The organism is Microcoleus sp. D2_18a_B4, from assembly GCF_036702475.1.
GTDB lineage: Bacteria > Cyanobacteriota > Cyanobacteriia > Cyanobacteriales > Microcoleaceae > Microcoleus.
On sequence record NZ_JAUBTL010000018.1, the window covers coordinates 14,417 to 41,108 of the forward strand.

The window sequence follows — 26,692 nt, forward strand, 5'->3', positions numbered from 1 at the left end:
TGAGTAAGGTAATTCTGTCATTCTGAGGGTAGGCTTTGGGAAGTGAAGAATCTCAGATATGGGGACTTACGCATTGTAATGGTGTGGCAATAATTTGAGATTCTTCGCTTCACTCAGAATGACCAAATTACGTGATTAGTGCGTCCCGGACAATGAATTATATCATGTCCGATCGATTAACCATAATATCCCGGTCGGGGCGGGTTTTTGAGATTGTCAATTATTGGCGATTATGGTTGGTGGAACCCGCCCCTACAAAAATCGCGGTAGCTCGACCCGACATGATATTAACCTCAATTTGCTTTGCGTACCCAGCCGTTAATAGTAAAGCGGCTATCAGCAAAAGCTTTTGAGGGACAGCTAACTCGCAAAACTTCGTGCATATAGCGACTCAGAAAAAATACGATGCTATTATTGCGCGGTTCAACAGTTCTGAATGTCTTATCTGCAACATAGAAATTGTTCTCGATTTTGCTGTCATAAATCTGCAACTCGCCACCTGAAAAAGCCTTGGGTTCTCGATAGAAATAGTAAACGTAAGTAAAAAATCTGGTGGCGGTATCTGGAGAGCCACTATCGTTGTGAAGTTTGTAAAAGTTGTTGTCATTGTGCATGGTTAACTGAGCTTCTATTTCACCAAGCGGAAATGAGGGAATATTTAATTTTTGCAGCACGTCGGGGAGAATTGCTTTGATGCGATTAACCATCAGTTCGGAAAATTCGGGGAACGAGTGGAGTACCATCGAACGGCGGTAATCTTCGGCATTGGTTGAGGTGCTGGTAGTCACAAATTGTGATTCTTTTGCTAAGACATATTTAAGGAGTTTGTTCTTTTCTGCAGGGGTCAAAAAGTTGTCTATTTGGGCGTAGCGAGATATTAAGTCGTCATTTACAGGCGGCGCAGGGGCGGGAATTTCGGCGGGAATTTCGGCGGGAATTTCTACAGGAGTTGCAGGCTGCTGCGGTTGCAGTTGCTGCAAGTAAATTGGGGGCTCTGTGACTAATCCGACTAGGTGTTCGCCGGGAAAAAAAAGGGTGGAACGCCCGTCGTCTATGGGGATTTGAAATAAGGGCGAAAAACAGAGTGTTTGTTGGGTGCGATCGACTAATGTTTTGATCAGGCTGTGCAATAATGGTGTATCTGATTTGAGCGTGACGGTGCATTGATGTCCGCCAGTGAGCAGGATTTTGACTTTTATGTCTTGGGGTTTAATTTGCGGTTGAATTGTGCTAGTCATAGCCGTTAGTTATAGAAGAAGAAGGAAGTTCGGCAACGGATTCTGTAACGGATGTAACGGATGGAGGGATGGGAGAAGAAAGAAGGAAGATGCAAGAAGGAAGATGGAAGAACAAAAATTCAATCATTGCTTGAGGGCGGGCTAGAAGCCCAACCCACAATAGAATTAACTCTTTGTGGAACAGGCATCTTGCCTGTTCATAATAGAGGTGCAAAATGTCATTGCTACGAACTTAATTAATGCAAGAAGTGGCGGATGTCGGTGAAAACCATTGTGATTCCGAGTTGGTTGGCGGCTTCAATGGAATCTCGATCGCGCATACTTCCTCCCGGTTGGACGATCGCAATTATGCCCGCCTCAGCCGCAGTTTTGACTGAATCGTCGAAGGGAAAGAAACCATCGCTAGCCAAAATCGCTCCTTTGCTCTTGTCTCCTGCTTGTTCCAATGCTAGTTTAACCGAACCGACGCGATTCATTTGTCCGGCGCCGACACCGATTGTAGTACGATCGCGCGTCACAACGATCGCATTTGATTTGACGTGTTTCGCTACTTTCCAAGCAAACAGCAATTCTTCCAACTCTGCCGCCGTCGGCTGTTTCTCAGTAACAGTCCGCCATTTGCTAGTTTCTTCTACTATATTATCTGAGTCTTGCACCAGCAAACCGCCTGCAATTATTTTAACCGTTTGTGGCGGCCCTTGAGTCAAATCTGGCAAAATTAATACTCGAACTTTCGCCTTTTTCTTGATAATTTCTTCTGCCTCTGGTTCGCACCCCGGCGCGACGATACATTCTAAAAATGTTTGAGTTAACGCCGTTGCGGTAGCAGCATCAATCGGGCGGTTGAGGGCGACAATGCCGCCGAAAGCTGAGACTGAATCGGTGTCGAAGGCTTTTTGATACGCTTCAGAAATAGTTGTTCCCAAGGCTGTGCCGCAAGGATTTGTATGCTTCAGAATAGCGGCGGCGGGTGTGTCGGGGAATTCTACGATCAGCCGCCTTGCTGCTTCTAAATCTACTAAGTTATTGTAGCTTAATTCTTTGCCTTGCAGGATGGTGCTAGTCGTCCAGCCTGTGGGTGTAGTTCCGCTTTGATACCAGGTAGCCGCTTGATGGGGATTTTCCCCGTAGCGCAGAGTTTGCAACTCTTTTCCTGATAAATTAAACTGCTCTGGTAGCGAAGATTCTTCAGCGGATTGGCTGCTGCTGAGATAATTTGCGATCGCGCGATCGTAGTTGGCTGTATGTTTGAAGGTTTCCAGCGCGCATTTTTGCCGAAACTCTAAGGATGCTTGACCGCCATTTTCCCGCAGTTCTTTTAAATAAGTATTGTACTGTTCTGGGTCGCACAAAACTGTCAAATGAGCGTGGTTTTTGGCGGAAGCTCTCAACATTGCTGGGCCGCCGATATCTATCTGCTCAATTGCGTCTGCTAGAGTAACTCCTGGTTTAGAAATTGTCTCTTCAAATGGATACAGATTCACTACAACTAGATCGATCGCCCGAATTTGATTTGCGGTTAAATCTGCGAGGTCTTCCGGTACATCGCGTCGTGCTAAAATGCCACCGTGGATTCGTGGGTGAAGTGTTTTGACTCGCCCTCCCAAAATTTCGGGAGAACCAGTATATTCCGCAACTTTGGTGACTGGGATGCCTGCTTCTTTGAGGGCCGTTGCTGTCCCGCCACTACTAATTATGTCAAATTCAAATTCTTCTACTAGACTGCGCGCTAAGTCGATTAGTCCGGTTTTATTGGATGTGCTCAGAAGTGCTAGACGTGCCATTGGTTTGAAGTTGCGATCGCAAAAATAGACAGGTTATATTCTATACCAAATCTGGTGGCAGGCACATGATTTGGGAATGGCTAATTATGATTATTTTTAACAAACCAAAGATGAGTTCGCTTATCTTGACGCATATTTTTTGTCAAAACTATATAATATTTTATACTGACCAGTGGCTTCAAAATATTTAGGACTTGCGCGTGGAACTGATTATTTTGTGAGTGCGAGGGGGATTGCAGCCATATCCAGCTTTCACAGTTCGTGTCGCTACGTAAGTGTCAATGTTGTTGAAATTACTTAATAAAACTTAATAGATAATTATAGGGCGATCGCTCTTGAATTTTAACGATGTTTTATGATGAATTCTAAAAGTAATGTGCTAGCATCGGGTGTAAATTGCTCTCTCCCTAAACTTCCCGGAAAGTTGGGCGATCGCAACACCTTAATCTAAACAATAATTTGGTAGGTTTGACATATGTTTTTTCAAGAATCCGATCCCGAAAATAAACTCAGTAATATTAGCAGGAACCATAAAAAAACTGCTCCCAATCTGACCAATAGAACAGGCTACCAACAGATTTCCCAAAAAAGAGGCCAGAATTCGACCGAGGCCAACATTTCCGAAGCTTATAGTGTTAGTTTGTGCGAATTGCAGCAGATGGAGCGAGCAATGGAACAGCTAAAGCAGGATTTGAAAGCTAGCGAATCTCGGTTTCGGAATGTGATCGAAAAAAATGCCGACGGCATCGCAATCGTTAACAAGCGAGGACTTGTTTGTTTTGCCAACCAGTCAGCAGAAGCGCTGTTTAACTGCAAAGCAGAGGAACTTCTAGGGCAAGCATTTTTTGGCAATTTAGTAGTAGAAGTTTCAGCTTGCGACCTTGAGATGGCGACGGATATTATTCCCCAAGTTGGAAAAACGGAAGCACCAGGAACTCGCGTCGTGCAAACAGAAGTTGAAGCTATTCGCAAGCAAAAAGCAAATGCTGTAGTAGAAATGCGGGTTGTGGAAACGGAATGGGATGGAGAAATGGCTTATTTAGCTACGCTGCGGGACATTACCGATCGCAAGCGCGCAGAAGAAATGCTTTGGTTGTACGATCGAGCTATAGCAGCTACTAGCACCGGAGTTACGATTTATGACGCCACTGACCCCGAACATCCAATTATTTATTGCAATCCCGCATTTGAAAGCATGACAGGTTATCGGCGGCAGGAAATTATCGGAAAAAACGGCCGATTTTTGCACGGAAGCGATACCGATCCGGCGGCAGTAGAAATAATTCGCCAAGCCTTGCAAACAGAAAGCGAATGCAAGGTAATATTAAAGAATTACCGCAAAGACGGAACCGCTTTCTGGAATTGTTTCTCAATATCTCCCGTCCGCGATCGAATGGGAAAATTAACTCATTTTATTGGCGTACAGAGAGACATCACTGAGCGCAAACAAGCCGAAGAAGCCTTGCATAATTCCGAAGCACAAAGCAGAGAACAAGCCGCTCAACTAGCAGCCACACTTGAGCAACTCAAAGCCACTAATTCCCAATTAGTTCAAAGCGAAAAAATGTCTAGTTTGGGATTGCTACTTGCCGGGGTCGCTCACGAAATTAACAACCCAGTCAGCTTCATTTACGGCAATCTCGCTCATCTCACAAATTATACTCAAGACTTGTTTGGGCACCTCGAACTTTATCAACAGCACTATCCTAATCCCGTCGCCGAAATTCAGCAGGCAAGAGAAAAAAATGATCTCGATTTTTTAGCTGAAGATTTACCTAAAATACTGTCTTCAATGAGCGTTGGTGTCGAGCGGATTTGCCAGATTGTGCAGTCGCTGCGGAACTTTTCGCGGCACGACGATTCCCAGATGAAACCCATTAACCTCCACGAAGGTATCGACAGCACGCTGTTAATTCTGAATCACCGTTTGAAAGGGAACGGAGAAAAGCCGCCCATTCAAATTGTAAAACAATACGGAGAATTGCCGACTGTTGAGTGTTTTGCTGGGCCGATCAATCAAGTTTTTATGAATATCCTCAGCAATGCGATCGATGCTTTAGAAGATGCGAACAGTAGGCAAAATTGTCAAGAAATGCTAGAAACTCCCAGCCAGATTAGGATTGGTACGGAAGTAGTCGGCAATTTTGTAGAAATTAAAATTGCTGACAACGGGCCGGGAATACCTGAGCAAGTCAAACAGCAGATATTCGATACATTTTTTACTACCAAGCCCATTGGCAAAGGCACGGGAATGGGTTTGTCAATTAGCTATCAAATTATTGTAGAAAGACACAAAGGCGAATTAAATTGTACTTCGGAATTGGGCAAGGGCACGGAATTTACTATCAGAATTCCGATCGCACCTTAGTGCCGAATGTGCAATCCGCGCCTTACCAACGTGATATATAGGCAAGCAAGCGAGCGGGACGCTCGCACTCCTAAAAAACGAGAAAAATCGTTTTTTCTCGTTCCCAGACTCTGGCTGGGAACGCATACTTAGAGGCTCTGCCTCCCCATTCTAGAAACAATTTCAGGGTGTTTTTCTGCTCACATTACCCGCCTAAATAGGGAATTAAAAAACCTCCGCACCCTCCAACTTCTTAAAAGTTTCAACCTTAGCCCTCGCCGCTTCCCCGCAAGTCTTCGGCGTCGGAAACATCTTCCCAGGATTCGCCAAACCTTTCGGATTAAACACCTGACGCACCCACTGCATCGTCTCCAAATCTACCTCGGAAAACATATCCGGCATAAAACACTTCTTGTCAGCGCCGATGCCGTGTTCCCCCGAAAGACTTCCCCCAACTTTCACGCAAAGCCTGAGAATTTCTCCGCCCAATTCTTCCACCTTTTCCAGCGCACCTTTTACCGAGTTATCGTACAGAATCAGCGGGTGCAAATTCCCGTCTCCCGCGTGAAATACATTAGCAATTCGATAACCGTATTTCTCGCTCAAACCCTCAATTTCTTTCAAAACATAAGCCATTTGCGTTCGCGGAATTACACCGTCTTGCACGTAATAATCAGGGCTGAGATGGCCCGCCGCCGCAAAAGCAGCTTTCCGCCCTTTCCAAATTTTTAGGCGCGTTTCCGGGTCAGTTGCCGTGGTGATATTTCGTGCTCCGTTATGCTTGCAAATATCAGCAATCCGCTGTTTGTTTGTGGCAACTTCCACTTCTAAACCGTCGATTTCTACGAGGAGAATTGCCGCCGCATCGCGGGGATAACATCCCGTTGCCACCACATCTTCCACAGCATTGATGCTGATGTTGTCCATAATTTCCATGCCGCCGGGAATAATACCAGCGCTGATAATATCGGAAACCGATTCGCCCGCTGCTTCTATACTGGCAAAATCCGCTAGGAGAACGCAAATCGATTCCGGCGCTTTGAGAATTCGCAAAGTAACTTCTGTGGCGATGCCTAAAGTGCCTTCGGAACCGACAAATACACCAGTTAAATCGTAACCGGGCATTTCGGAAATTTCGCCACCGACATCGACAATAGAACCGTCGGGAAGTACCAATTTTAATCCTAAAACGTGATTCGTTGTCACTCCGTATTTGAGGCAGTGAACCCCGCCAGAATTTTCGGCAACGTTGCCGCCAATCGAACAAATAATTTGACTGGAAGGATCGGGGGCGTAGTAGAAACCGGCGCCGCTAACTGCTTGCGTTACCCAGTTATTAATTACTCCCGGTTGCACGACTACTTGCTGATTTTCTAAGTCTACTTTCAGGATTTTTCGCATCAGGGCAGTAACAATCAGCACGCAGTTTTCTACAGGCAAAGCGCCGCCGGAAAGGCCGGTTCCTGCGCCTCTAGCCACCCAGGGAATTGAGTTGCGATCGCATATTTTGACCACTTGCGCCACTTCCTCGGTAGTTCGAGGCAATACCACCAGGGCGGGGCGCTGGCGGTAGCTGGCGAGTCCGTCGCACTCATAGACAATCAATTCTTCGCGGCGCTGTACGACGCCATTTTTGCCAACTACAGCCTCGAATTCTTTAATAACGGGTTTCCAGTTGCGTTCTGTTTCTACGGCTATCATTAGTGATTTTTATTAGGGAACTATCAATAATATTGTTGCAAATTTTACTAAGTTTAGCCAATGATTTTTCTAAGGGTTGCAATATTGACACAGGGAAGGATCGGCAGTCTCTCGACCGTCGGGAAATAGTTTTTCTTTAGTATAACCGCAGTTTTTGCATTTATAGATTGCCGATCGCACTAGCTGAGTCGGAAAATAGCAAAGTCCGCAGGGCAATCCGATTTTCGTCTCAGCAATATCGAATCCCGGCCAACCGCACTCCGGGCAGAATTGCTTAAATTTTTGAACTAAATCGAGAGTTGCATTTTCGATGTTTTTCATCCGAGTTGGATTGTACATCGCCCGCATATCTGTTTCGATGTGAACTCGACCGGTTGACGATTTTTTTAAGCCGGCTGTCACAGCGTCAAAAAGTTGTTTTTCTGTCTTAATGCCCTTGACAATTTCGCCGTTACCGAGGGCAGCGTCGCCAACTATAACCACCAGTGCGTGTTCGGGAAATCCAGCTTTTTTAGCAAAATCATCTGCTTCTTCTATACTGGAAACTAACTGGTGACTGTAGTTAGTTTCAACCGAGAAAGAGTCGCCGATGAGTTCTAGATTGTTGGCTCGATCTAATAAAATTACGATTTCTCTGTTAGCTGCCAGATACGGCATCATTGGGTGAGGGCCGAAAGTACCTTCGCTGGCAAAGGCAAGAGTTTCGCCCGCAATTTCTAGGGCTTTTTGTGCTTTATGGCGAGCCGCTTCTATTTGTGTTCCTAAGCGTTTAACTTCTCTGGTGAAGGTGCCGAATGCGTCAGTGTCAAGCTCCGCAGGTACTAGGATATTTACACCCAATTCTCGTTCCAAAACGGGAGCCATTACCCGTTCTTTTTGGTGCATGGTAGCAAGAACTGCGGTGCGATCGCTCAATAATTGATTTGGATTCACAGGCTCAGAAATATTAGACATACAGCAGCATCATTTCATAATAGAAGGCTCAAATACACCCTTTAACCTAAGTTATCAATTCAGCACTCAAGCGTCAATCTTAACAGTGGCTAGTTGCCCCCAGTCACTCCCCCAGCTTGACCTCTGAGTACAAAAATTACTCCTGTCATAATTAGCGCCACGCCTACCAACCGCAGCGGCGGCAAAGGCTCGTGAAATATCAGTTTGCCACCTAAAACAGTAAACAAGTAACTAATTGACAGTAAGGGCGAGACTATGCTAAGGTTGGCCCGCGACAAAACTACAATAAAGCCGATCGAAGAAATTGCATACAAAGAAAGACCACTTACTATCAACGGCTGAGTAGCCATTGCTATAATTTTTTCTATTAAATTAGCAGCGCCAATGGGCCCTAATATTTTAGCTCCTGCCTTCAGACTAAATTGACCTGCGACGCCGCACAATATGGCAGCAAGCAATAACAGAAAAACGCTTCTATTCATAAGTTTACTAACCTATAGTACAATCAAAAATTGCCGTTACCAAAAACCTGAAAAACTTTAATTAAGTTTGGCTAGGTTTTATTCACCACTAATATTTTAAGCAAAGATACGGGAAAATCAAGTATGGTTGATCGCGATCGAGAGTGGAACAAATATATGGCACAACAGACCAACCCAAGCGGAGAATATAGTCTAGAACTATCGATACTCATGCCTTGTCTGAACGAAGCAGAAACTTTAGAAATCTGCATCGAGAAGGCACAGAAGTCCCTGCGCGAACTTGATATTGCAGGCGAGGTCATCATAGCAGACAACGGCAGCACTGACGGTTCTCAAGATATCGCTACCAGAATGGGAGCGAGAGTCGTACCCGTAGCAGCCAAAGGCTACGGCAGCGCCCTGATGGGAGGCATCATCGCAGCGCGCGGAGTTTATATTATCATGGGCGATGCTGACGACAGCTACAATTTTTCCAACCTCGGCGCTTTTGTCAACAAATTGCGAGAAGGTTTCGACTTAGTGATGGGAAACCGCTTTCAAGGGGGCATCAAACCGGGTGCAATGCCGCCGCTGCACAAATATTTAGGAAATCCGGTGCTGACATGGGTTGGGCGGCTATTCTTTGCAAGTCCCGTCGGCGATTTTCACTGCGGGCTCAGGGGTTTTAGGAGAGACTCAATTTTGAAACTAGACTTGCAAACAACGGGGATGGAATTTGCTAGCGAAATGGTAGTCAAGGCCTCTGTATACAAGCTGCGGATAACTGAAATCCCAACCGTACTTTCTCCCGACGGCCGCAGCCGGCCGCCACACTTGCGAACTTGGCGAGATGGCTGGCGCCACCTCCGATTTTTGCTGCTTTACAGTCCTCGGTGGCTGTTTTTGTATCCGGGTACGGCGCTGATGATTTGGGGTCTAATTATCGTGGTTTGGCTGTTACCGGGTACTCAAAAAATTGGGAGTATCAGCTTTGATGTACACACGCTGCTGTATGGTGCGATCGCAATTATCATCGGTTTTCAAGCAGTAACTTTCGCTTTTTTCACCAAGATTTTTGCCATCAGCGAGAAATTCCTGCCCGAAGACCCCAAAGTCAACAAAATATTTCGCTATGTCACGTTAGAGACAGGATTGATTGTCGGAGTCACGCTGATTTTAATCGGAATAGCGGGATCGTTCTTGTCATTAACTATCTGGAGCAAAACGGCTTTCGGTTCTCTCGATCCTTCTAAAACTCTGCGTTTGGTTATTCCCTCACTAACTTGCCTGACTGTTGGTTTGCAGATGGTTTTGTCGAGCTTTTTTCTCAGCGTGCTGGGGTTGAAGCGTAAATGATAACATTAAAGTTACTGGCAACATTCCTCAAAACTAAATTTCCATGCAGGGGAAGTTCAGGGCGATCGCACTGCAGGCAATATCGGGGCGATCGCTGGAGCCAAATTTCAGACTATCTGGTATAATCAAACAGGTAGCTTTAATGCTCAAAAGGGTTATAATAGTAAAAATAAAGAATAGTTGATATTAGCTATGCAGCGAATATTTGAGGCTATATTGAAGGGAAACATTTTAGAATGGGTTAATCAGGTTCCAACACAGGGCGATCGACCTGTCAGAGTTTACGTTACTTTACAAGAAGATAGATCGACTTTAAGTGCGGAGTTTAGCCGTCAGAGAATAGTTGAAGTATTGGAAAAAATTGCAGCAAATAATGTCTTTGCTGAGATTAGCGATCCAGTGGAATGGCAGCGAGATTTGCGTCAAGACCGTCCACTTCCAGGTAGGGATGAATAATGAATGTTGCTAGACAGTAATATTATTATCTACGCTTCCCAGCCAGAAAACTCGCAGATTAGGCATTTTATTGGCGAAAATGACATAATTGTGTCGGCAATAAGTTACCTTGAAGTCTTGGGTTATCATCGGCTAACTGAAGAGTATAGATTGTACTTTGAGGAATTCTTTGGTGTGGTGGAGGTTGTACCAATTTCTAACACTGTACTCGATCGCGCAGTGCTGTTGCGAGAGATAAGGAGCATGACACTTGGGGATGCTATTATTGCGGCAACAGCTTTGGTATATGACAGAACTTTAGTAACAAGAAATATAGGGGATTTTCTGTGGATTGCTGAACTCACACTGATTAACCCGTTTGAGGCTTAATCAAGATGGGCGATCGCACTTTGGGAAGATAAGGGCGATCGTACATTTATTTATTCACTGCTTTTTACGTGATGTTCAACATAAGAGCGCAGCACAGCATTCATTAGAGATTGATAACCTTTTCCTTGGCTTTTAAACCAATCTAATACATCGCTATCAACTCTTAAAGAAATAGCTTGTTTTGTCAGTGGTGTTACGAGTTTTGCTTTTGCCCAAAAATTCGCATCTAACTCAGGAATATCAGAGGTATCGATCGCAGATTCTGGAATATTTTCTAATTCTTCAAGTCGTTTGCGCGAGATAGTCATATTCAAAGTACCTAAAAATGTATATACAAAGCGTATATACCTAGAGTATAGCATAAAGGGCGATCGGATACTCACTCAGGCGGGCCAAAGCGATCGGGCAAGTCATCAAGAGTTAACCCGCGCGATCGCAAAAAATTTGCCAAAGCTTTCATCTGGGCAATTGTGAATGTCGGCACGTTATCTCCGGCTTCCCAGCGACTCACAGTGCGTACCGATGTCCCAATTTGCCGAGCAAATTCTTCTTGGGACATTCCTAACTCATCTCTGAGTTTTTTCAGCGGTGATTCGCCAGCTTCTTCTTGAGGTTGTCTTCGCTTAATCATTACAAAATATGACATAGTGTCTAGACTACTTGACAAAACAACTTTGTCGAGACACTATGTCTATATAGACAGCAAAAGGGCAGAGTACGGGAAATCAGCCCTGCCTTTCTAGTGTCTCATTTTGCCCGCAATCTATCGCAGAACTAGGATGAACTACAAACAACAACTTTACCCGTGGGTGATTTACCGCCACCTGCCCAACCTGCAACGCCTGACTGTGGCGCGTTTTCGCCGCCGAAACGACGCCGAGGAACACTTGCGGATTATCAAAAGATTGCTGCCGCAAGCGGAGTTTGCGATCGCCTTTGAGGTGAATTCGCAACAGCTAACAAATTGTGCAAGATAGTATAAGAGCGATCGAACTTTGGGAATAAAAGGGCGATCGCACTTTAGGAAAAAAGGGCGATCGTACTTCCCTCGATCCTAAATTGCTATAATCACAATCAGCCAAAAAATCTCAACATAAAGCCTATGTCTACTTATAGCGAGGTACTGAGTCAGGCTCAAAATCTTACTCCTGACGAGCAACAGCAGCTTTTAGAAGTATTGTCAGCTTTGATGCGTGATCGGGTAACAACCCAAACTCAGGGTAAACGATCGGAAATTGATGCAGCACTGATTGAAATGGTACAAGATCCAGAGTATCAAGCTCAAGTGCTACAGATGGAGGCTGAGTTTGCGGTAGCGAGTTGGGAAGCGCTGCAATTGGGAGAATCTCCTGTATGAACCGGGGAGAAGTCTATGATGCTAGACTTGAACCTGTTGAGGGTTCTGAACAAGGAGGAACCCGTCCTGTTATCATCAAAGTTAAGGAACTAGCAGGAGTTAGAGAAAATTACTCTAAAAATGGATAGCTAAGTTACAGATACAACCGTACTAAAGTTGCTATTATTTATTATTGATAATCCCACAGACTAGGAGATTAAAATGCAAGTCAAAGACATGACAGTTGATCAATTGCGGGACTTGATTCGACATACCGTTGAACAGTGCTTAGAAGAATATTTGGGCGATCCTGATGCAGGTTTAGAAGTTAAGGAAGAAGTCAAGCAGAAATTGTTAGAGTCAATGAAGCGCAAACAAGCAGGAGAAAGTAGCGTCGAACCTGGGGAAGTTTATCAAAAACTTGGCATGAAATCGTAATGAGCTATTCGGTTGAGTTGACAGCAGAAGCTCTGGTTAACCAAGAAAGATTGACTCAGGCTGTGCAGGAGCGTATAGGTAATAAAATCAATTGGTTGGCTGAAAATTTTGAACAAATTACTCCTCTGCCGTTGTCGGCTAATCTGGCAGGTTTCTTTAAGTTAAGAGTGGGTGATTAGCGGGTAATTTATTCTTTTGATTATGATTTAAAGGTGATTACTATTCACCAGATTGGACACCGGAGAGAAATTTATGATTAACTGAAGTGCGATCGCACTTTGGGGAAGAAAAGGGCGATCGCTTTTCCCCGAATCCCGAATTGAGATATAATAAATAACCAGGAAAAAAATCAACGAACTTTAGTGTAAGTTAAGATAGCCTATGTTGACTCTTGAACACATAGAAAATGCGATTCTCCAACTTCCGCCCAACAAGATTGGAGAGTTGTTAGAGTGGTTTCTAAATTTGGATTACCAACGATGGGATGTTCAGTTAGAGAAAGATATTGCTGAGGGTAAACTAGATGCTTTAGCTGCAGAGGCGATCGCAGATTGTGAGAGTGGTAATTATCGAGCGATTTAATGCACTATACGAAGGAGAAAGTTTTGGGATTGTTACAATGCTTTGCCATCAAATGTACAAGCTACAGCAGATCAGTGTTATGAATTGCTGAAGGCAGATCCGTCTCATCCTTCTTTGCATTTTAAGAAGGTTGGTAAGTATTGGTCTGTAAGCGCTGGACAGGCTTATCGGGCGTTGGGTGTTGAAATTGAAACAGGTATTTTGTGGTTTTGGATTGGTACTCACGCAGAGTACGATCGGCTGATTGGTAAATAATGCCGGTGGTGAAAAATACAGGTTGCGATCGCCTACCTGATGCCTTAAAATAGAAGAGACATATAGCTCTGTGGTCAAAATGGACAGAATCTCCGTCAACCCTCAAATTCACTTCGGTAAGCCTTGCATAATGGGTACGCGCATTACTGTACAGAGCGTTCTCGAATTACTAAATGAAGGGCTTTCTTTTGGAGAAATTATCCGAGACTACTATCCCGATCTGGAAATGGATGATATTCGGGCGTGCTTGCGTTATGCGATCGCACTGGTGGCGGCTGAAGATGTGCATTTGGCATTAGCTTAAATTATGAAATTTCTGATTGATCAAGATGTGTATGCTGTCACCACAAAGTTTTTGATTGATGCAGGACATGATGTAATTGTTGTCGCTCAAATGGGTCTAGCGCAAGCAAGTGATGAAGAAATACTGAGAGTAGCGCAAGCAGAAAATCGCATCCTGGTTACGCGAGACAGAGATTACGGAAATCTTGTTTTTGTGAGGGCGATCGGAACAGGTGTGATTTACCTTCGAGTCTTACCTAAAATGCTGAATGAAGTTCATAAGGAACTAGCAGCAGTGATAGAAAATTACTCTGAAGTAGAACTAAAAGGGGCATTTGTGGTTGTAGAACCTGATGGATATCGGTTTAGAAAACCGCTTAGATAGGGTATTAATTAGTTTGGTGTTGGAAAGCAAAGGGCGATCGAACTTTGGGAATAAAAGGGCGATCGTACTTTGGGGAAGATAAGGGCGATCGTACTTTGGGAAGATAAGGGCGATCGTATTTCCCCACTGCTTAACTTCGATCGTGATTGTAAACCAGCCAAACAGCGTGGATCATGCCGGGAATCCACGTAAAAACAAATGTGAGCACCAGGTTTATCCAAAACTGAGTGCCAAGCCCAACCGTCAAATATACGCCCAGCGGGGGAAAAAAAATCGCTGCGACTACGTGGCTCATCTGAACGGGTTTTTGCTTATTATCACTGATATCGCTGTCACTACTGCTTTGCGTACTGCCCGGAAATTTCATCAGCATCATAACATTCTGGTATGCCTCTGTATCTCCCTGAGCCTGGGATAATCTAGCTGCCGTCTCGAAGTCTGAAACTGCACTTTTCCTGTCATTCAAAAAGACATAAGCTCCACCTCGCAAAATGTAAGCATGATAGTAAGTAGGATCTCTACGGATTACCTCTGTAGAATCCCTAATGGCTTCCTCCCAATTGCGAAGAATTTGATGGCATTGAGCGCGAAGGTGATAACAGTGAACTAATTCTGAATCTTCTGAATTACGACGCAATACTTTAGTTAAATCTTCAATCGCTTCATGATAATTTTCGAGTTCTTTGTGAATCAAGCCTCTTTTTTGGTAGTTTTTAATTTCTTCTGGAGCTAAACGGATGCTTTGATTATAATCTTGAAGCGCAGCCTGATAGTTTTTTAACAGAGCATAACAATCGCCTCTGCAACTGTATGCCATCTGAGCCCAATCACTACTCAAACCACCCGAAGATAAAGCGTGAGTGCAATCATCTATTGCTCTTTGTAAGTTACCTATATCCTTGAATTGACCGGCACGGGCTATATAGCCTTGAATAAAATCAGGTCGAAGTTTCAAATATTGGGTGCAATCTTTAATAGACTCTTGATAATTTCCCAACTCTAGCCAGGCAAGACATCTATGCCAGTAAGCTTGGGATTCATTCGGGTTTAGTTGCAATAATCGTGTATAGTCTTCAATAGCTGCTTGATAATTTTCATTCTGAATGTTTAATTCGCCATTACGCAACAATTCTTCAATCGCTAGTTGATAATCTGAACTGTCAAATCTATTCAAATTATTCATGTTAAATAGTTCCTTTGAAAACTCTACTAACTTTTAAATTCTCGGCTGCGTATCAACATCGTCTCGCAGCCAGCTAATATCACCGCCTACCAGCGTCCTAGCTAGATTCCTCTTGGGTAAATATCGGAGTCTTCCTCAAGCCAGCTAATATCACCTTCACCTAGCATCATCCTAGCTAGATTCCACTTCCGAACTGTATCCATTTTCATAGTTGTGTCCATATTTTCAGGTTCATTTTCCAATATAAAATTTAAATCTTCTACAGCCAGCCGCAGCAATTCGTCAGGGCGATCAGCTTTCATTCCTATATAGTAATAAACACCACCTCTGCGATAGCGTGCTGGTATACATTTGGGATGTATTTGAAGAATTTTGGTGTAGATTGTAATAGCTTGTACTAGATATTCTATGGATTCCAAAAATTCGTTGGCGTAATAAATGGATTCATGTACGTTACCTAGATAATAATAAATTTCGAGAGTAGCACTATCATCTACATTACTATCATTCAAACAGATGTCAATCGCTCGCTTAAAATCTTCTATGGCTTTTTGATAATTACTCAAATTCGCATAAACTAGACCGCGACACTTGTAAGCGAACAAGTACATAGGATTGACAGATAAAACCTCATTCAGGAGCGGGAGAGCTTTCTGGTCGTTGCCTTTCTCCATTTCATCAGCGGCTTTGCCCATTAATTCTAATTCTAATTTCCATGCCATTCGTTCCGAGCTATCCATATTTTTTCACTCTCGTTTTGAACTTTATTTACTTAATAAATAAACCCAAGTATATACCTGCTTTTTATATAGCTAAACTAAATCTTAGAAAGCGATCGCGGCCTAAACCCTCTCTGATACTTATTCATAAATCACCTAAATGGACTTTTTATCATATAAATCAAAACTCCAACAGTCATGCTCAATAATATATCAAATATAGTAAATATGGGGTAAATATACCAAACCCAAGTTTGATGCTCGATTGGTCCAAATTGCCAATCATACCTAGTCGATGCCTCAAATAACATTCCAAAACCAGCCCAGGATGGAAATATAATACTACCTCCTATAGGGGCAGTTAAAACTAACATTATTATTTCATTAAAGCTAAACTTTGAAATTTCACCCGATGTTGTTGCGGATATTAAAAAAACAATGGCTCCTAATCCCCATAAGACTGCACCTGTTACCATCCAAATAGTTAAATACTTTTTTTGATATCTAGTTTTTGTTGTATTCTCAGTCATTTTTACCACTTAATAGCGCATAGTAGATTCGAGAGAGCGATCGCCAAAGATTAAACCTCTTGTATAAACTTTAGCGATCGCTAATGATGTTATTCAATCTTTATCTCTTGACTCTTCAGAAAGCCCAAGGGTAACAACTCCTAAAGCAATTCGCCCTAATTCGCTAGCCACACCTTTAGCAACATCTTTGACAAGGTTGTTATCTGCACTCGAACTTGAATCCTGGTTATTCTCTAGCTGTTTGTTTGCCCACTCTCGTAGCTTGTCAGCATCGTTAGCATCAGGCGTTGAATTTTGACTCATACAAAAAAAAGCTCCTTTTTGATTTCAAAAATTGTTAGTCATCAGTCAGATTTGAGCTACTTTTTGGCGATTAAGTGCGATCGCCTCCTCTTAATCCCTTGCCCATGCTTTCTATTAATACATAACAGATTGAGTTTGGTGATTTTCACAACTTTTTAGCTTCGTGGCTTTTTAGTTGCTGCATAATAATTGGCTTCAATCATAGCCTGCTGCTCTGATGATGCTGTACCAGCATACTCGCTGGCAGTGTATACTTTGCCCGTATCTTTGTCCCAATAGACATCAAATTTACCACCCGTTGGCGATTCAACTTCACCAATTTTTTCTTTAGCCATGACTAATCTCCTAAGCAATCGTTTTGTGTAAAAATCCCAAAAAATGATACTAAGATGAAGCCAAGTGAGCGATCATTTTTGAGCCTATCACCATTTTTATTTAGATGGGACTACCTCCCAAAAGCTCAGGCTATTCAACTTTGACCTTATTTTTCATTGAGTCTTTTGGTTTGCAAGAGAAGCTTAATTGCTTTCTTCGCATCTGCATCACCGTCTTTAGCCAGTTCCTCGAGCTCTGTAAAAGTATTACGTTTTACAGGGCCTGGATATTCATATTGAATTTTGGAAAGTCCAAAATCTTTTTTGATTTGGCGCAACTGATCATAAGTGTAGTCGTCACCAAATTTTTCTATGAGTGCGTCTGCTTGTTTTCCCATTGTTCGCTTAATGTCATTGAATGGATAAATTCTGTATCCTTAGACACTTGCTTGTGTTCAGCAACCGTAATGATGTACCATTGCTTTTATGGTCAAATCCATTTCTGATTGTTCCATGAATAGTCTGGGTAGTTGCGGGACATAAACGCTTTAGCAGCATCCAATAGCATCTGATAGGTCATACTATCTTTTTCTTCCCAGTAATTATCATGTAAATAATCATGGAACTCGCGATCTTGATCCTTATCCATCCCCCTCGTTACTTGTCTAAACAGACCTGTCCTGAAATCATGATCTGATTTGTATGCCATTTGAATGCTCATTTATACTTATGATATTCAGCACTTACCTATAATGGTATTTCAGTGCAATCGTAGCTTTGAGTAAGTCGGAACTGTCGGGAATTACTCCTGACACCCCGTAAATGCCAGAAATATTGACCAGCCCGGATGTAGCACGATCGCCCTCAGTGCAACCAACCTCTACTCCAAAAATCATACAACGACCCCATTTCGCCATCGCCCACCCACTCGCGTTATAAAATGTTATGTAATGTTATCTAAAAAGTTATAAAAAATAAGTTATAATAACTAAAAATTACCCCAGACGCGATCTATGGAGCTTCAGGAAGTCTTAAGATTTGCCGATGAAAAAGTTTTTTCTAAAACAGGGAAGCACTTAGACGACCTGCAAGAAGCTATTTTAAAAGAAACGCTCCAAGGTCGAAAATATGCAACAAAAATAGCGCAAGACCGTGATTGTAGTGAAGGTTATGTTAGGGTTGCTGCTTCTGAATTATGGAAGATATTATCAGATGTATTCGGCCAAGACGTTACTAAAGTAAATGTTAGAGCGATACTGGAAAGGGCAAAATTTTACACTAATTTTTCACCAACTATTGGAAGCGAGAATGTAACAGTTAATAACAACCTCAATATTTGTCAAGAAAGGGCGAGAAGTCCAACAGAACCGCAAAATCCCCAACCCACTCCCAAACAACTCCACATAGACTTAGGCGACGCACCCGAAATATTCACGTTTTTCGATCGCACTTCTGAACTCTCCACCCTCGAAAACTGGATAACACAGGAACACACTCGCCTCATCGCACTCCTCGGAATCAGCGGCATCGGCAAAACAACCCTATCCCTAAGCCTGATCGATCGCATCAAAACCCAATTCGATTACGTCATCTATCGCAGCCTCCGCTTTTCCCCAACCCTCGATGCAACCCTCACCAACCTGCTGCAAATCTTTCCCCAACAATCAGAAATTCCCCAAAACATCGAAACCAAAATTGCCCAAATCCTCGATTACCTGCGAAAAAACCGATGTCTGATTGTCCTCGATGATGTACAGATGCTTTTGGGCAGCGGGCAACTAGCGGGACAATATAAAACTGGATATGAAGATTATCAGTTGTTTTTTAAACTAATTGCCGAAGTTTGTCATCAAAGTTGTTTGATATTGAATAGTTGGGAAAAACCCAGAGAAATTGCCAGATTATCAAAAGATAATCATCCCGTGCGATGTTTTGTATTGGGAAGTTTAGGAGTAGCAGCTAAAGAGATTTTGAACTCCCAAAAGTTATCCGATGAGGAAACATGGTCAACTTTGATTGACATTTATCAAGGCAATCCTCTGTGGTTGGAGTTGACTGCAACGCTGATTCAAGAGTTGTTTGGGGGGAGAGTTTCTGAGTTTTTGCACTGCGAGATGCCCATTTTAGATGAAGGGTTGCAATCTCAGTTATCTCAACCTTTTGGGCGTTTGACACAGCCAGAATTGGCAGTGATGATTCACCTGGCTAATCAACCTGAACCCGTTGCTGTGTCCCAAATTTTCAACAAAATACCATTTTCGCCGTCAGAAATAGTCAATGCAGTGCGATCTCTTGGAAATCGGTTTTTATTGGATACGCAGGAACAGGAACAGATAACTTTGTTTAGTTTGAATCCTGTGCTGAAACAGTATGTAAAAACTCAGTCTTCTTAGTCCGCGCAGGCGGACTTTGTTTGTGTAGACGCGGTTTCAACCGCCGTCTTTATTTTTCCAGACAGGGTTATTCGTGGGGGATGGCGGGTTTATTTAATCTGTCTGCAAGCTTTCAGGCTATTGGCGAACCCGCCCCTACAGGTTATTAAAAATGGTGCAAGATGTCGAGGTAACAAACCCGGATTTAATTTAAGTGCGATCGTACCCATTCCCGAAACTCTCTAATTCTCGCATTCTCTCCCTTTTCTGAGTCTAGGTGCATAAACTGTGCCAGTTCTTTGACAGGAAAGGAGGCAAATGCCAAACTGGTTTCCGATTCGACATAACCCGTATCATTTAAAATGTTAATTATTAGTTTCCCCTTCTTCCAAATCCAAACCTCCGGCACTTTAAGTTCCGCATAAACCGCCATTTTATTGATAGATGAGCTAGTCCAATCAATTTCCACAGCTAAGTCTGGAGGCGGGTCATTTTTGAGATCAATTGTTAATTTTTCCCGCATTAAAGCTTCATTTTGAATATAGAAACATTCATCAGCTTCTTTACCAGCTTTTTTGGGTTTTGAACGCCAAGTAGATGATTTTAAACCGCGAATTTCAATCCCAATTTCCTCAGACAGCGCTACAATTAGTCGTCCGAGGGTCCAGCTATAGGTTTCATGTTCTGGTAAAGGTACCATAAGTTCCAAAGTTCCTTGGTAGTAAGTCATGCGCGGCGTTGAACGTTCCGCAAATATTTCTAACAAGTGTTCGTAGGTTTCCCAACTGATATCATGTAAAACCAGGTGAGAACCTGCAAGCTCTTCTTTACTGTACGCTAGGGTTTGAACCATTGCAAATACTCCACGAGAACTTTAACTCTATTTTACTGTATTGAACATTGGACAGGTGCGATTCCCTGCGGGATAGCTTCGCACGCGCGTACATTACCAGATTGATTCAAGATTCAAAATAAATCCGGGGAGAACATCTTCACCTGATACAGTGGCTGGAGATTCTAACACTTCAACTTCTCGATCCTGACGATAAATCTCTACTTGCCGTGATTTGCGATTAATCAACCAACCTAAAACAGCACCGTTATCTCGATATTCTTTCATCTTATCCTGAGTGTCTTTCAAACTATCGCTGGGAGACATTAACTCAACCACAAAATCAGGACAAATGGGGGGAAATTTCTTTTGTTGTTCGGAAGTTAGTGCATCCCAGCGTTCTAATTTTACCCAAGAAGCATCAGGCGCTCTATTTGCATTATTAGGAAGTTTGAACCCTGTTGAAGAATCAAAAACTTTACCCAGTTTACTCTGCTGATTCCAAATCCAAATCTGTGCTGTTAATCCTGCATTGCTGCTTCCAGTTTCTCCTCCTGCTGGTGACATGATAATTAATTCTCCTTTCGCTGTGCGTTCCAATCTAATATTTTCATTTTCTTGACAGAGTTCAAAAAACTGATCGTCTGTCAGCTTAATAATTGGGTTGAGGTTGAGGGTGAGGGTAGTCATAGCGGTATTTTATCGTGGCTAAACGACCTTTATTAAGGATTGTAGCATATTGAGTGAGTTGTGAGGGCGATCGCTTCCTACTCATCAAAACCCTCGCAAAAATATAAGGACACAGCATTGCTGTGTCCCTACAGATTAAAGGCGGTCGTCCGAAATTAGGAGGTTTATTCTACTCCCTCAATCCGGTCTTCCACCTCCTGATAAAGTTCACGCAAGCGATCCAAATTGTTCTCCGAAGTCTCCCAATAACCCCGGCCATTCACCTCAAGCAAAGTGCTGACAATCTTGCGGAACGAATGAGGATTTAAGTTAAGCAAACGCTTCTGCATCTCCTCATCTTGGATAAACGTAGTGTTGACATCCTCATACACCCAATTATCCACAGCGCCCGCCGTCGCACTCCATCCAGTCGTATTCACCAGACGCTTAGAAATTTCCCGCACGCCTTCATAACCGTGCGACAACATCCCTTCGTACCACTTAGGATTCAGCAGCTTAGTCCGCGAATCTAAACGCACAGTTTCTGATAGCGTCCGCACCTGGGCGTTGGCTGTCGTTGTATCAGCAACAAAGGATGTCGGTTTCTTCCCATCTGCGCGCAAACTGCCGATCAATTTAGTCGGATCGGAGTCGAAATAGTGCGACACGTCGGTTAGGGAAATCTCGGCAGAATCCAAGTTTTGGAATGTGACTTCCGCAGTTTTCAAGGATGATTCAAAAATCTGCCTGTCTTGTTCCATTGTTCCGGGATTGTCGGAAGAAAAGGCGAAGGATTTGCGAGTTAAGTACATTTCCTGCAACTCGGCTTCGCTTTCCCAAGTGCTGTTTTCTACCGCCAAGTTGATGTTAGATGAATAGGAACCCGAAGCATTGGAAAATACGCGGGTTGCTGCTTGCCGCAGGTTGATTCCCATTTCTTCGGCTTGCTTCAGCGCGTGTTTGCGGACGAAGTTCATCTCTAAGGGTTCGTCGGCTTCCGCTGCCATTTTCACGGCTTTATCTAACAAATTCATTTGGTTGATGAACAAGTCGCGGAATACGCCGGAACAGTTAATTACTACGTCGATCCGAGGGCGTCCCAACTCTTCTAAAGAAAGCAATTCGAGTTTGTTTACCCGGCCCAATGCGTCGGGAACTGGCTTCACTCCCACCATCCACATTACTTGGGCGAGGGATTCGCCGTAAGTCTTGATGTTGTCGGTTCCCCACAACACAACGGCGATGGTTTCTGGGTAATTTCCGCCGTTATCAACGCGCTGTCTTTCTAACAGCCGATCGACTACAAGCTTAGCAGACTTAACCGCCCCCGTTGTAGGGATTGACTGCGGGTCCAAAGCGTGCATATTCTTGCCAGTCGGCAAAACATCCGGGTTGCGAATCGGATCGCCACCGGGGCCAGGCAGAATATACTCGCCTTCTAACGCGCGCAACAAAGCGCCTAATTCGTTGTCGGCACAAACTTGCTGCAAGCAGAATTCCAGATACTCAAACAGCGGTTTAATCGGTTCTGGATCGATTTTTTTGTAACCTGCAGCGTGCAAGGCTTCAACCCAAGGTGTTTTCTTGCCCATGTTGAAGAAATTCAACTTAGAAACAAGGGAAACTCGGCCCTCAGCGTCGGTTTGTTCCTTCACCAAAGCGCCAACGGCATCCCGACAAGCTAAGGTGATGTTTTGCAGCAATTCGACATCAGTTAAAATGCCTTTGTCGCTGTTAGTGTAAATTTCGCCGATATCGCGTCCGAGACTGTTAGCAATAATCCGTGGCAAGCTGATCAGCCCGTCTTCTTCGCGGTCTAAATTGGCGATATTTACCAAAGTTGCGATCGCCTCTTCAGCAGTCGGCGGCTTACCGATAACGTGCAAACCGCAAGGTAACAACCGCGACTCAATTTCCATCAACTTGCGGTAAACCAAGCCAACTAAATTGTCGCGTTCCTCCGAAGTCATTCCTGCAGCAACCCCTCTTTCTTGTTCGGGAGGTAGCGCAATATCTTTGTCTAAATTCACCAAACGGCATTTTTCGACGATCGCATCAACAATCGGCACACCGCGCCCAGTCTCTTTCAAAGTTTGATAAGAAGCAATTAACTCGCTGAGTTCCTGCAAACCTTTGTACAAACCAGCATTTTCAGCCGGAGGAGTCAGATAGCTGATTGTTTCAGCATAACTGCGGCGCTTAGCAATTGTTGCCTCGCTGGGATTGTTGGCGGCGTAATAATAGAGGTTAGGAATCTTGCCGATCAAACTGTCGGGATAACAATCCCCAGACATTCCCATCTGCTTACCTGGCATGAATTCTAGCGAACCGTGAGTGCCAAAGTGCAGCACCGCATCCGCACCCCAAATGCGCTCCAAATATGTATAGTAAGCAGCAAAACCGTGGTGCGGGCTGGCAGAACGAGAGAATAACAACCGCATCGGATCGCCTTCATATCCAAAAGTAGGTTGCACTCCGATAAAGACATTGCCGAAATGTTTGCCGAAAATCAGCAAATTTTGTCCGTCGCTGTTCAAATGTCCCGGAGGCGGGCCCCAATTTTCTTGCAAGCGTTCCGAGTAAGGAGTGAATTCTTCGTATTCAGCTACAGACATCCGGTAAGCAACATTTAATTCCGGGCTTTGGTATTGGGCTGTTGCGTCGTGGATGACTTCTTGCATCAGTTTTTCGGCGGAATCCGGCAATTCTGGCAAGTCGTAACCGTTGCCTTTTAAGGCTTTCAATACTTGGTAAATCGAGCCGAAAACGTCCAGATAAGCAGCAGTTCCGACGTTGCCTTTGTCCGGCGGGAAACTGAAAACTGTGATCGCAACTTTTTTATCTAATTTTGGTTTGCGGCGCAGCATTGCCCATTTCATAGCGCGCTGGGAAATTGCTTCGATCCGGTCTTGTAGGGCGATCGCCTTGCCAGTTGCGCCATCACGTCCCGACAAAATAATCGGTTCGATCGCGCCATCCAACTCGGGAATGGCAATTTGCAAAGCAACTTGAATCGGGTGCAAGCCTAAATCGCTATTTTCCCACTCTTCCGTCGTTTGGAAAACCAGCGGCAAAGCCACCATGTAAGGGCAGTTTAGCTTTTTCAAAGTCTCGATCGCCTTTGGGTGATCTTGTTTCGCCGGGCCGCCCACCAGCGCAAAACCAGTCAGAGAAACCACCGCATCAACTATCGGCAGGGGTGCAACACCTTTGGTCCCAACTTCCAAGAAGAAAGTTTCGACTGGTTTCGAGAAGTCCAAACCGCCGGCAAAAATCGGCACCACCCGCGCCCCCATTGCCTCCAATTCCTGCACCATTGCTACATAGTGCGCGTCATCTCCCGTGACTAAGTGAGTCCGCTGCAACACCAAGCCGATGCAAGGTGCGAGGGGGTCTTTGAGGTCTGCGGAAATATCTTTGCGGGCGTTGTACCAGGTGAGATATCCTTTTACATCCTCAAACATCGACGATGCCAAAGGATGCCAAATTCCCATATCCGGGTAGACAACGGGCTCTTGGTATTGTAGGGGCAATCCCCCCGTGGTTGCCCCCTGGCCTTTGAATACATATTTATGTGACAGCATCAGCAAGAAGTTTTCCAAGTTTTCTTGGGAACCGCCCAGCCAATACTGGAAACTCAGCATGAAGTTGCGCGCATCTTGGGCTTTGTCGATGGGCAAATATTTCAGCACTTTCGGCAAAGTTTGCAGCAGTTTCAGCATTCCGTCTTGGAAGGAACTCCCGGATTTTTCCTTCCGTTTTTTCATGAATTCGCTGATCGCACTTTTGCTTTGTCCCAACTGTGCCATCGAGAAACTGCCCATTTTATTGAGTCGCATCACCCCCGGCATCGACGGAAAGACGACGGCGACATCCAAGCTGTCGCGCAGCGGTTCAACTGCCGCTACCACTTTTTCGGCCAAATCTTCGATGAAAATTAGAGAAGCAATAAATACATTGGCATCCGCCACATCCCGCTTGAAGGCCTCGTAATTTTCCGGGCTGCGGAGTTCCTCGATCAGGTAGCCACTGATTTCTATTGCCAGATTCGGATTTTTCTTGTTTATCGATCGAACCGCTGCCGACAGGGCGCTTTGATACTGCGGTTCCAGTACGACATAGACCACCTTCATTAGTGATCGCCCCTGCAAGTTTTCCGGCACGACGTGGCGAATGGTGGGCTTGACGTGAGTGAACATCCGGTTAGGCTCCTTTAAGATGCTGTTTTCGGGAATCGGGAATTTTTTTATCCCATAAGCATTTTTACCAGAAAACGCTTGCCATTAGGCGATTTGAGCCTGCACATGACACAATTCGACAAATTTAGGTCAAATTTTCGTTACATTTTTTTATAAATTCCTTGAGCAAATACTCCAGTTTTTGTTTACAAAAATTTACTTGACATAAAGCTATTTGTATGTAACTAAGTAATAACAGGGAGAAAAATAATTAAAAATTAACCAACGATTGAGAAAGAAATCCTGAAAAAAGTTCCAAGTTTTGTAGAAGTGATCAAACTTGCGATCGCTCAATTAACTGAGGGGAAAAAGGCATAATTTCTGAAAGCAGAATGTAGCTTTCGGATAAGTGCTGAGTCACAAAGATTGACATTTTACCAGGAATTTAAAACCATTTCATAACGTCTGTTTTGTCTAAATTCCTGATTGGCGATCGAGTTCATGGAAAGCTAAGTGCTATGGACTATCAAGCTCATCAAAACATTAGGGGGAAAACATGGCTAACTACGCAGTTTTCGACGAACAATTTTACCTTGCCTCATATCCTTGGATCAAACCAGCCATTGATGCCGGAGTCATCAAATCAGGACTAGAACACTTTCAAAAATTCGGTCAAGCCAGCGGTCTAACCAAAGTATCGCGTTATTTTGACGAAAATACTTACCTTACTGTCAACACAGACCTCAGACCGTTCGTCCGCACTATCAATCCAAACGCGCCGTTTGCGAGTGGGCTCGATCACTTGATTCAGTTCGGTTACGAAGAAGGACAGCGCCGCAGCGCAGTATCGCCAGAGTACAGCGAAGATTTTTATTTAGCAAATAACTCGGATTTGCGAGCGTTTGTCGGCCCCAATGCACCTTTCAAATCGGGATACCAGCATTTCATTCAATTCGGCTCAAAAGAAGGTCGTTTTGGAACTTCATTTTTTGAACCGGAATACTTAAGAGAAAACCCCGACATTGTGCCGTTTATAAACTCTGGAGCCCTGAGAACTGGTCGGGATCACTACTTCAATTTCGGGAAAAACGAGCCAAGCCGCGACGCAACTTTTGTTGGTAGCCGCAGCACCGATATTCTCACTGGTGTTGGTGTGGGGAATACCGAACTGATTGGAGTGGAAGTAGGTATCGATCCCAGGGGCAACCGGCAGTATGAAAGCTTTGGCACCAATGAATTCGATGTCCTGATTGGCAGTCCGGGAGCGGATAGATTCGTACTGGGAGTTCCTGCTACAGCCGGGAATGTCACCCCGACACCGCTGTATTTGGGTAACGGTCAAGCTACGATTCGTAACTTCAACATAGAAAGCGATTTTATCCAACTGCAAGGAAATTCTTTAAACGACGGCTACAGCCTGACTCCGGTTGGCAACAATTTGTCAATCCAGCGTTTTGGAGATCCCCTCGGCGTGATTGAAGGAGCAGCAAGCTTGGGTTTAACTTTCCAAGAATCTAACGGTAACGGTACTTTCTTGATTGGATAGTCATTGGTCATTAGTCATTAGTCATTAGTCATTAGCTAATGCTGATGATTAATGATTTTTTATTGGTGGTGGGCGATGGTTCTATAAAAAAGTACGATCGCA

35 protein-coding genes are annotated in these 26,692 nt (G+C 44.0%); 16 read left to right on the top strand and 19 right to left on the bottom strand.

Going from position 1 to position 26,692, the window contains the following annotated elements; translation table 11 throughout:
- Positions 1–293: 293 nt before the first annotated feature.
- Positions 294–1,238 (bottom strand): 2OG-Fe(II) oxygenase, encoded by a 945-nt coding sequence (locus QUB04_RS12945; RefSeq protein ID WP_333284745.1) that lies wholly within the window; start codon positions 1,236–1,238, stop codon positions 294–296.
- On the opposite strand from QUB04_RS12945, the gene QUB04_RS12950 reads away from it, so the two are divergent.
- On the top strand, positions 1,228–1,383 hold the full coding sequence (locus tag QUB04_RS12950) for a hypothetical protein (protein WP_333284747.1): 156 nt from the start codon (positions 1,228–1,230) through the stop codon (positions 1,381–1,383). The two genes, QUB04_RS12945 and QUB04_RS12950, sit on opposite strands and share 11 nt — an antisense overlap.
- A gap of 91 nt (positions 1,384–1,474) precedes the next feature.
- Here QUB04_RS12950 and purH read toward each other — a convergent pair whose 3' ends face one another.
- The gene (purH, locus tag QUB04_RS12955) at positions 1,475–3,022 is read right to left on the bottom strand and encodes a bifunctional phosphoribosylaminoimidazolecarboxamide formyltransferase/IMP cyclohydrolase (protein ID WP_333284749.1); all 1,548 of its coding nucleotides are present in this window, start codon (positions 3,020–3,022) and stop codon (positions 1,475–1,477) included.
- A 475-nt stretch (positions 3,023–3,497) separates the two neighbouring features.
- Between purH and QUB04_RS12960 the strand changes: the two genes are divergently transcribed.
- Positions 3,498–5,390, top strand: coding sequence for a PAS domain S-box protein (locus QUB04_RS12960; protein ID WP_333284752.1), 1,893 nt, complete (start codon positions 3,498–3,500; stop codon positions 5,388–5,390).
- 204 nt (positions 5,391–5,594) lie between these two features.
- On the opposite strand, the gene glcD is transcribed toward QUB04_RS12960, so the two are convergent.
- The 3 genes from glcD to QUB04_RS12975 all read right to left on the bottom strand — a co-directional run bounded on the left by glcD (position 5,595) and on the right by QUB04_RS12975 (position 8,506).
- The gene (gene glcD, locus QUB04_RS12965; RefSeq protein ID WP_333284754.1) at positions 5,595–7,070 is read right to left on the bottom strand and encodes a glycolate oxidase subunit GlcD; all 1,476 of its coding nucleotides are present in this window, start codon (positions 7,068–7,070) and stop codon (positions 5,595–5,597) included.
- A 69-nt stretch (positions 7,071–7,139) separates the two neighbouring features.
- A complete protein-coding gene (locus tag QUB04_RS12970; protein WP_333284756.1) occupies positions 7,140–8,024 on the bottom strand; it encodes a DUF6671 family protein in 885 nt (294 codons plus the stop codon).
- A gap of 89 nt (positions 8,025–8,113) precedes the next feature.
- The gene (locus QUB04_RS12975) at positions 8,114–8,506 is read right to left on the bottom strand and encodes a transporter (protein ID WP_333085435.1); all 393 of its coding nucleotides are present in this window, start codon (positions 8,504–8,506) and stop codon (positions 8,114–8,116) included.
- A gap of 123 nt (positions 8,507–8,629) precedes the next feature.
- Between QUB04_RS12975 and QUB04_RS12980 the strand changes: the two genes are divergently transcribed.
- The 3 genes from QUB04_RS12980 to QUB04_RS12990 all read left to right on the top strand — a co-directional run bounded on the left by QUB04_RS12980 (position 8,630) and on the right by QUB04_RS12990 (position 10,666).
- Positions 8,630–9,841 carry a glycosyltransferase family 2 protein gene (locus QUB04_RS12980; RefSeq protein ID WP_333284758.1) on the top strand — a complete coding sequence of 404 codons (1,212 nt, stop codon included), beginning with the start codon at positions 8,630–8,632 and terminating at the stop codon, positions 9,839–9,841.
- A 192-nt stretch (positions 9,842–10,033) separates the two neighbouring features.
- Positions 10,034–10,297: a hypothetical protein gene (locus QUB04_RS12985; protein ID WP_333284760.1), complete on the top strand. Its 264-nt coding sequence runs from the start codon at positions 10,034–10,036 to the stop codon at positions 10,295–10,297.
- 3 nt (positions 10,298–10,300) lie between these two features.
- A complete protein-coding gene (locus QUB04_RS12990) occupies positions 10,301–10,666 on the top strand; it encodes a type II toxin-antitoxin system VapC family toxin (RefSeq protein WP_333284762.1) in 366 nt (121 codons plus the stop codon).
- Between the two features lie 50 nt (positions 10,667–10,716).
- Here QUB04_RS12990 and QUB04_RS12995 read toward each other — a convergent pair whose 3' ends face one another.
- Positions 10,717–10,974, bottom strand: coding sequence for a BrnA antitoxin family protein (locus tag QUB04_RS12995; RefSeq protein WP_333085439.1), 258 nt, complete (start codon positions 10,972–10,974; stop codon positions 10,717–10,719).
- Between the two features lie 71 nt (positions 10,975–11,045).
- Positions 11,046–11,297: a helix-turn-helix transcriptional regulator gene (locus QUB04_RS13000; protein WP_041623394.1), complete on the bottom strand. Its 252-nt coding sequence runs from the start codon at positions 11,295–11,297 to the stop codon at positions 11,046–11,048.
- Positions 11,298–11,445: 148 nt separating this feature from the next.
- Here QUB04_RS13000 and QUB04_RS13005 point away from each other — a divergent pair, with 148 nt between their 5' ends.
- From QUB04_RS13005 to QUB04_RS13045, 9 genes are all read left to right on the top strand, one after another.
- Entirely contained in the window at positions 11,446–11,643 is a 198-nt protein-coding gene (locus QUB04_RS13005) for a hypothetical protein (RefSeq protein WP_333212349.1), read from the top strand.
- Between the two features lie 125 nt (positions 11,644–11,768).
- Entirely contained in the window at positions 11,769–12,023 is a 255-nt protein-coding gene (locus QUB04_RS13010; RefSeq protein WP_333212335.1) for a hypothetical protein, read from the top strand.
- Complete coding sequence (locus tag QUB04_RS13015; protein WP_333210048.1) at positions 12,020–12,151, top strand: type II toxin-antitoxin system PemK/MazF family toxin; 132 nt, start codon at positions 12,020–12,022, stop codon at positions 12,149–12,151. The genes QUB04_RS13010 and QUB04_RS13015 overlap by 4 nt, the downstream gene beginning before the upstream one ends.
- Before the next feature lie 88 nt (positions 12,152–12,239).
- Positions 12,240–12,440 (top strand): hypothetical protein, encoded by a 201-nt coding sequence (locus tag QUB04_RS13020; RefSeq protein WP_333284764.1) that lies wholly within the window; start codon positions 12,240–12,242, stop codon positions 12,438–12,440.
- On the top strand, positions 12,440–12,619 hold the full coding sequence (locus QUB04_RS13025) for a hypothetical protein (protein WP_333284766.1): 180 nt from the start codon (positions 12,440–12,442) through the stop codon (positions 12,617–12,619). The genes QUB04_RS13020 and QUB04_RS13025 overlap by 1 nt, the downstream gene beginning before the upstream one ends.
- Before the next feature lie 202 nt (positions 12,620–12,821).
- Positions 12,822–13,022: a hypothetical protein gene (locus tag QUB04_RS13030; protein ID WP_333284768.1), complete on the top strand. Its 201-nt coding sequence runs from the start codon at positions 12,822–12,824 to the stop codon at positions 13,020–13,022.
- A gap of 42 nt (positions 13,023–13,064) precedes the next feature.
- Positions 13,065–13,277, top strand: coding sequence for a ParE family toxin-like protein (locus tag QUB04_RS13035; protein ID WP_333284770.1), 213 nt, complete (start codon positions 13,065–13,067; stop codon positions 13,275–13,277).
- Between the two features lie 79 nt (positions 13,278–13,356).
- Positions 13,357–13,581, top strand: a complete 225-nt coding sequence (locus QUB04_RS13040; RefSeq protein WP_333031785.1) for a DUF433 domain-containing protein — start codon at positions 13,357–13,359, stop codon at positions 13,579–13,581.
- Between the two features lie 3 nt (positions 13,582–13,584).
- A complete protein-coding gene (locus tag QUB04_RS13045; RefSeq protein ID WP_333284772.1) occupies positions 13,585–13,944 on the top strand; it encodes a DUF5615 family PIN-like protein in 360 nt (119 codons plus the stop codon).
- A gap of 4 nt (positions 13,945–13,948) precedes the next feature.
- Here the strand turns inward: QUB04_RS13045 and QUB04_RS13050 are convergent, their stop codons facing one another.
- The 9 genes from QUB04_RS13050 to QUB04_RS13090 form a co-directional block, all read right to left on the bottom strand.
- Complete coding sequence (locus QUB04_RS13050; RefSeq protein WP_333284774.1) at positions 13,949–14,071, bottom strand: hypothetical protein; 123 nt, start codon at positions 14,069–14,071, stop codon at positions 13,949–13,951.
- A gap of 3 nt (positions 14,072–14,074) precedes the next feature.
- The gene (locus QUB04_RS13055) at positions 14,075–15,127 is read right to left on the bottom strand and encodes a YqaE/Pmp3 family membrane protein (protein ID WP_333284776.1); all 1,053 of its coding nucleotides are present in this window, start codon (positions 15,125–15,127) and stop codon (positions 14,075–14,077) included.
- 101 nt (positions 15,128–15,228) lie between these two features.
- The gene (locus QUB04_RS13060; RefSeq protein WP_333284778.1) at positions 15,229–15,867 is read right to left on the bottom strand and encodes a tetratricopeptide repeat protein; all 639 of its coding nucleotides are present in this window, start codon (positions 15,865–15,867) and stop codon (positions 15,229–15,231) included.
- 131 nt (positions 15,868–15,998) lie between these two features.
- On the bottom strand, positions 15,999–16,376 hold the full coding sequence (locus QUB04_RS13065; RefSeq protein WP_333284780.1) for a hypothetical protein: 378 nt from the start codon (positions 16,374–16,376) through the stop codon (positions 15,999–16,001).
- Positions 16,377–16,469: 93 nt separating this feature from the next.
- Entirely contained in the window at positions 16,470–16,679 is a 210-nt protein-coding gene (locus QUB04_RS13070; RefSeq protein ID WP_333256605.1) for a hypothetical protein, read from the bottom strand.
- A gap of 155 nt (positions 16,680–16,834) precedes the next feature.
- Positions 16,835–17,014, bottom strand: a complete 180-nt coding sequence (locus tag QUB04_RS13075) for a hypothetical protein (RefSeq protein WP_333284783.1) — start codon at positions 17,012–17,014, stop codon at positions 16,835–16,837.
- Positions 17,015–17,160: 146 nt separating this feature from the next.
- The gene (locus tag QUB04_RS13080; RefSeq protein ID WP_333284784.1) at positions 17,161–17,391 is read right to left on the bottom strand and encodes a hypothetical protein; all 231 of its coding nucleotides are present in this window, start codon (positions 17,389–17,391) and stop codon (positions 17,161–17,163) included.
- A gap of 92 nt (positions 17,392–17,483) precedes the next feature.
- Positions 17,484–17,714 (bottom strand): hypothetical protein, encoded by a 231-nt coding sequence (locus tag QUB04_RS13085; RefSeq protein WP_333284786.1) that lies wholly within the window; start codon positions 17,712–17,714, stop codon positions 17,484–17,486.
- A 22-nt stretch (positions 17,715–17,736) separates the two neighbouring features.
- On the bottom strand, positions 17,737–17,889 hold the full coding sequence (locus tag QUB04_RS13090) for a hypothetical protein (RefSeq protein ID WP_333284788.1): 153 nt from the start codon (positions 17,887–17,889) through the stop codon (positions 17,737–17,739).
- Positions 17,890–18,006: 117 nt separating this feature from the next.
- Between QUB04_RS13090 and QUB04_RS13095 the strand changes: the two genes are divergently transcribed.
- A complete protein-coding gene (locus QUB04_RS13095; RefSeq protein ID WP_333284790.1) occupies positions 18,007–19,386 on the top strand; it encodes an ATP-binding protein in 1,380 nt (459 codons plus the stop codon).
- A gap of 184 nt (positions 19,387–19,570) precedes the next feature.
- On the opposite strand, the gene QUB04_RS13100 is transcribed toward QUB04_RS13095, so the two are convergent.
- From QUB04_RS13100 to QUB04_RS13110, 3 genes are all read right to left on the bottom strand, one after another.
- Entirely contained in the window at positions 19,571–20,218 is a 648-nt protein-coding gene (locus QUB04_RS13100) for a Uma2 family endonuclease (RefSeq protein WP_333284792.1), read from the bottom strand.
- Positions 20,219–20,311: 93 nt separating this feature from the next.
- Positions 20,312–20,887: a Uma2 family endonuclease gene (locus tag QUB04_RS13105; RefSeq protein WP_333284794.1), complete on the bottom strand. Its 576-nt coding sequence runs from the start codon at positions 20,885–20,887 to the stop codon at positions 20,312–20,314.
- 164 nt (positions 20,888–21,051) lie between these two features.
- Positions 21,052–25,065, bottom strand: coding sequence for a magnesium chelatase subunit H (locus QUB04_RS13110; protein WP_333284796.1), 4,014 nt, complete (start codon positions 25,063–25,065; stop codon positions 21,052–21,054).
- Between the two features lie 535 nt (positions 25,066–25,600).
- Between QUB04_RS13110 and QUB04_RS13115 the strand changes: the two genes are divergently transcribed.
- Entirely contained in the window at positions 25,601–26,590 is a 990-nt protein-coding gene (locus QUB04_RS13115; protein ID WP_333284798.1) for a calcium-binding protein, read from the top strand.
- The last annotated feature ends 102 nt before the right edge of the window (positions 26,591–26,692 follow it).

Bases quoted from the DNA above. Each gene is read 5' to 3' on its own strand.
- QUB04_RS13015 (WP_333210048.1), top strand. From the start codon at position 12,020: ATGAACCGGGGAGAAGTCTATGATGCTAGACTTGAACCTGTTGAGGGT.
- QUB04_RS12945 (WP_333284745.1), bottom strand. From the start codon at position 1,238: ATGACTAGCACAATTCAACCGCAAATTAAACCCCAAGACATAAAAGTC.
- QUB04_RS13075 (WP_333284783.1), bottom strand. From the start codon at position 17,014: ATGGCTAAAGAAAAAATTGGTGAAGTTGAATCGCCAACGGGTGGTAAA.
- QUB04_RS12995 (WP_333085439.1), bottom strand. From the start codon at position 10,974: ATGACTATCTCGCGCAAACGACTTGAAGAATTAGAAAATATTCCAGAA.
- QUB04_RS13010 (WP_333212335.1), top strand. From the start codon at position 11,769: ATGTCTACTTATAGCGAGGTACTGAGTCAGGCTCAAAATCTTACTCCT.
- QUB04_RS13065 (WP_333284780.1), bottom strand. From the start codon at position 16,376: ATGACTGAGAATACAACAAAAACTAGATATCAAAAAAAGTATTTAACT.
- QUB04_RS13110 (WP_333284796.1), bottom strand. From the start codon at position 25,065: ATGTTCACTCACGTCAAGCCCACCATTCGCCACGTCGTGCCGGAAAAC.
- QUB04_RS12985 (WP_333284760.1), top strand. From the start codon at position 10,034: ATGCAGCGAATATTTGAGGCTATATTGAAGGGAAACATTTTAGAATGG.
- QUB04_RS13080 (WP_333284784.1), bottom strand. From the start codon at position 17,391: ATGGGAAAACAAGCAGACGCACTCATAGAAAAATTTGGTGACGACTAC.
- QUB04_RS13030 (WP_333284768.1), top strand. From the start codon at position 12,822: ATGTTGACTCTTGAACACATAGAAAATGCGATTCTCCAACTTCCGCCC.
- QUB04_RS13085 (WP_333284786.1), bottom strand. From the start codon at position 17,714: ATGAGCATTCAAATGGCATACAAATCAGATCATGATTTCAGGACAGGT.
- QUB04_RS13005 (WP_333212349.1), top strand. From the start codon at position 11,446: ATGAACTACAAACAACAACTTTACCCGTGGGTGATTTACCGCCACCTG.
- QUB04_RS13090 (WP_333284788.1), bottom strand. From the start codon at position 17,889: ATGATTTTTGGAGTAGAGGTTGGTTGCACTGAGGGCGATCGTGCTACA.
- QUB04_RS13060 (WP_333284778.1), bottom strand. From the start codon at position 15,867: ATGGATAGCTCGGAACGAATGGCATGGAAATTAGAATTAGAATTAATG.
- QUB04_RS13105 (WP_333284794.1), bottom strand. From the start codon at position 20,887: ATGACTACCCTCACCCTCAACCTCAACCCAATTATTAAGCTGACAGAC.
- QUB04_RS13055 (WP_333284776.1), bottom strand. From the start codon at position 15,127: ATGAATAATTTGAATAGATTTGACAGTTCAGATTATCAACTAGCGATT.
- QUB04_RS12960 (WP_333284752.1), top strand. From the start codon at position 3,498: ATGTTTTTTCAAGAATCCGATCCCGAAAATAAACTCAGTAATATTAGC.
- QUB04_RS13070 (WP_333256605.1), bottom strand. From the start codon at position 16,679: ATGAGTCAAAATTCAACGCCTGATGCTAACGATGCTGACAAGCTACGA.
- QUB04_RS13025 (WP_333284766.1), top strand. From the start codon at position 12,440: ATGAGCTATTCGGTTGAGTTGACAGCAGAAGCTCTGGTTAACCAAGAA.
- QUB04_RS13115 (WP_333284798.1), top strand. From the start codon at position 25,601: ATGGCTAACTACGCAGTTTTCGACGAACAATTTTACCTTGCCTCATAT.
- QUB04_RS13000 (WP_041623394.1), bottom strand. From the start codon at position 11,297: ATGATTAAGCGAAGACAACCTCAAGAAGAAGCTGGCGAATCACCGCTG.
- QUB04_RS13040 (WP_333031785.1), top strand. From the start codon at position 13,357: ATGGACAGAATCTCCGTCAACCCTCAAATTCACTTCGGTAAGCCTTGC.
- QUB04_RS13045 (WP_333284772.1), top strand. From the start codon at position 13,585: ATGAAATTTCTGATTGATCAAGATGTGTATGCTGTCACCACAAAGTTT.
- purH (WP_333284749.1), bottom strand. From the start codon at position 3,022: ATGGCACGTCTAGCACTTCTGAGCACATCCAATAAAACCGGACTAATC.
- QUB04_RS13020 (WP_333284764.1), top strand. From the start codon at position 12,240: ATGACAGTTGATCAATTGCGGGACTTGATTCGACATACCGTTGAACAG.
- QUB04_RS12980 (WP_333284758.1), top strand. From the start codon at position 8,630: ATGGTTGATCGCGATCGAGAGTGGAACAAATATATGGCACAACAGACC.
- QUB04_RS12970 (WP_333284756.1), bottom strand. From the start codon at position 8,024: ATGTCTAATATTTCTGAGCCTGTGAATCCAAATCAATTATTGAGCGAT.
- QUB04_RS13100 (WP_333284792.1), bottom strand. From the start codon at position 20,218: ATGGTTCAAACCCTAGCGTACAGTAAAGAAGAGCTTGCAGGTTCTCAC.
- QUB04_RS12975 (WP_333085435.1), bottom strand. From the start codon at position 8,506: ATGAATAGAAGCGTTTTTCTGTTATTGCTTGCTGCCATATTGTGCGGC.
- glcD (WP_333284754.1), bottom strand. From the start codon at position 7,070: ATGATAGCCGTAGAAACAGAACGCAACTGGAAACCCGTTATTAAAGAA.
- QUB04_RS13095 (WP_333284790.1), top strand. From the start codon at position 18,007: ATGGAGCTTCAGGAAGTCTTAAGATTTGCCGATGAAAAAGTTTTTTCT.
- QUB04_RS12990 (WP_333284762.1), top strand. From the start codon at position 10,301: ATGTTGCTAGACAGTAATATTATTATCTACGCTTCCCAGCCAGAAAAC.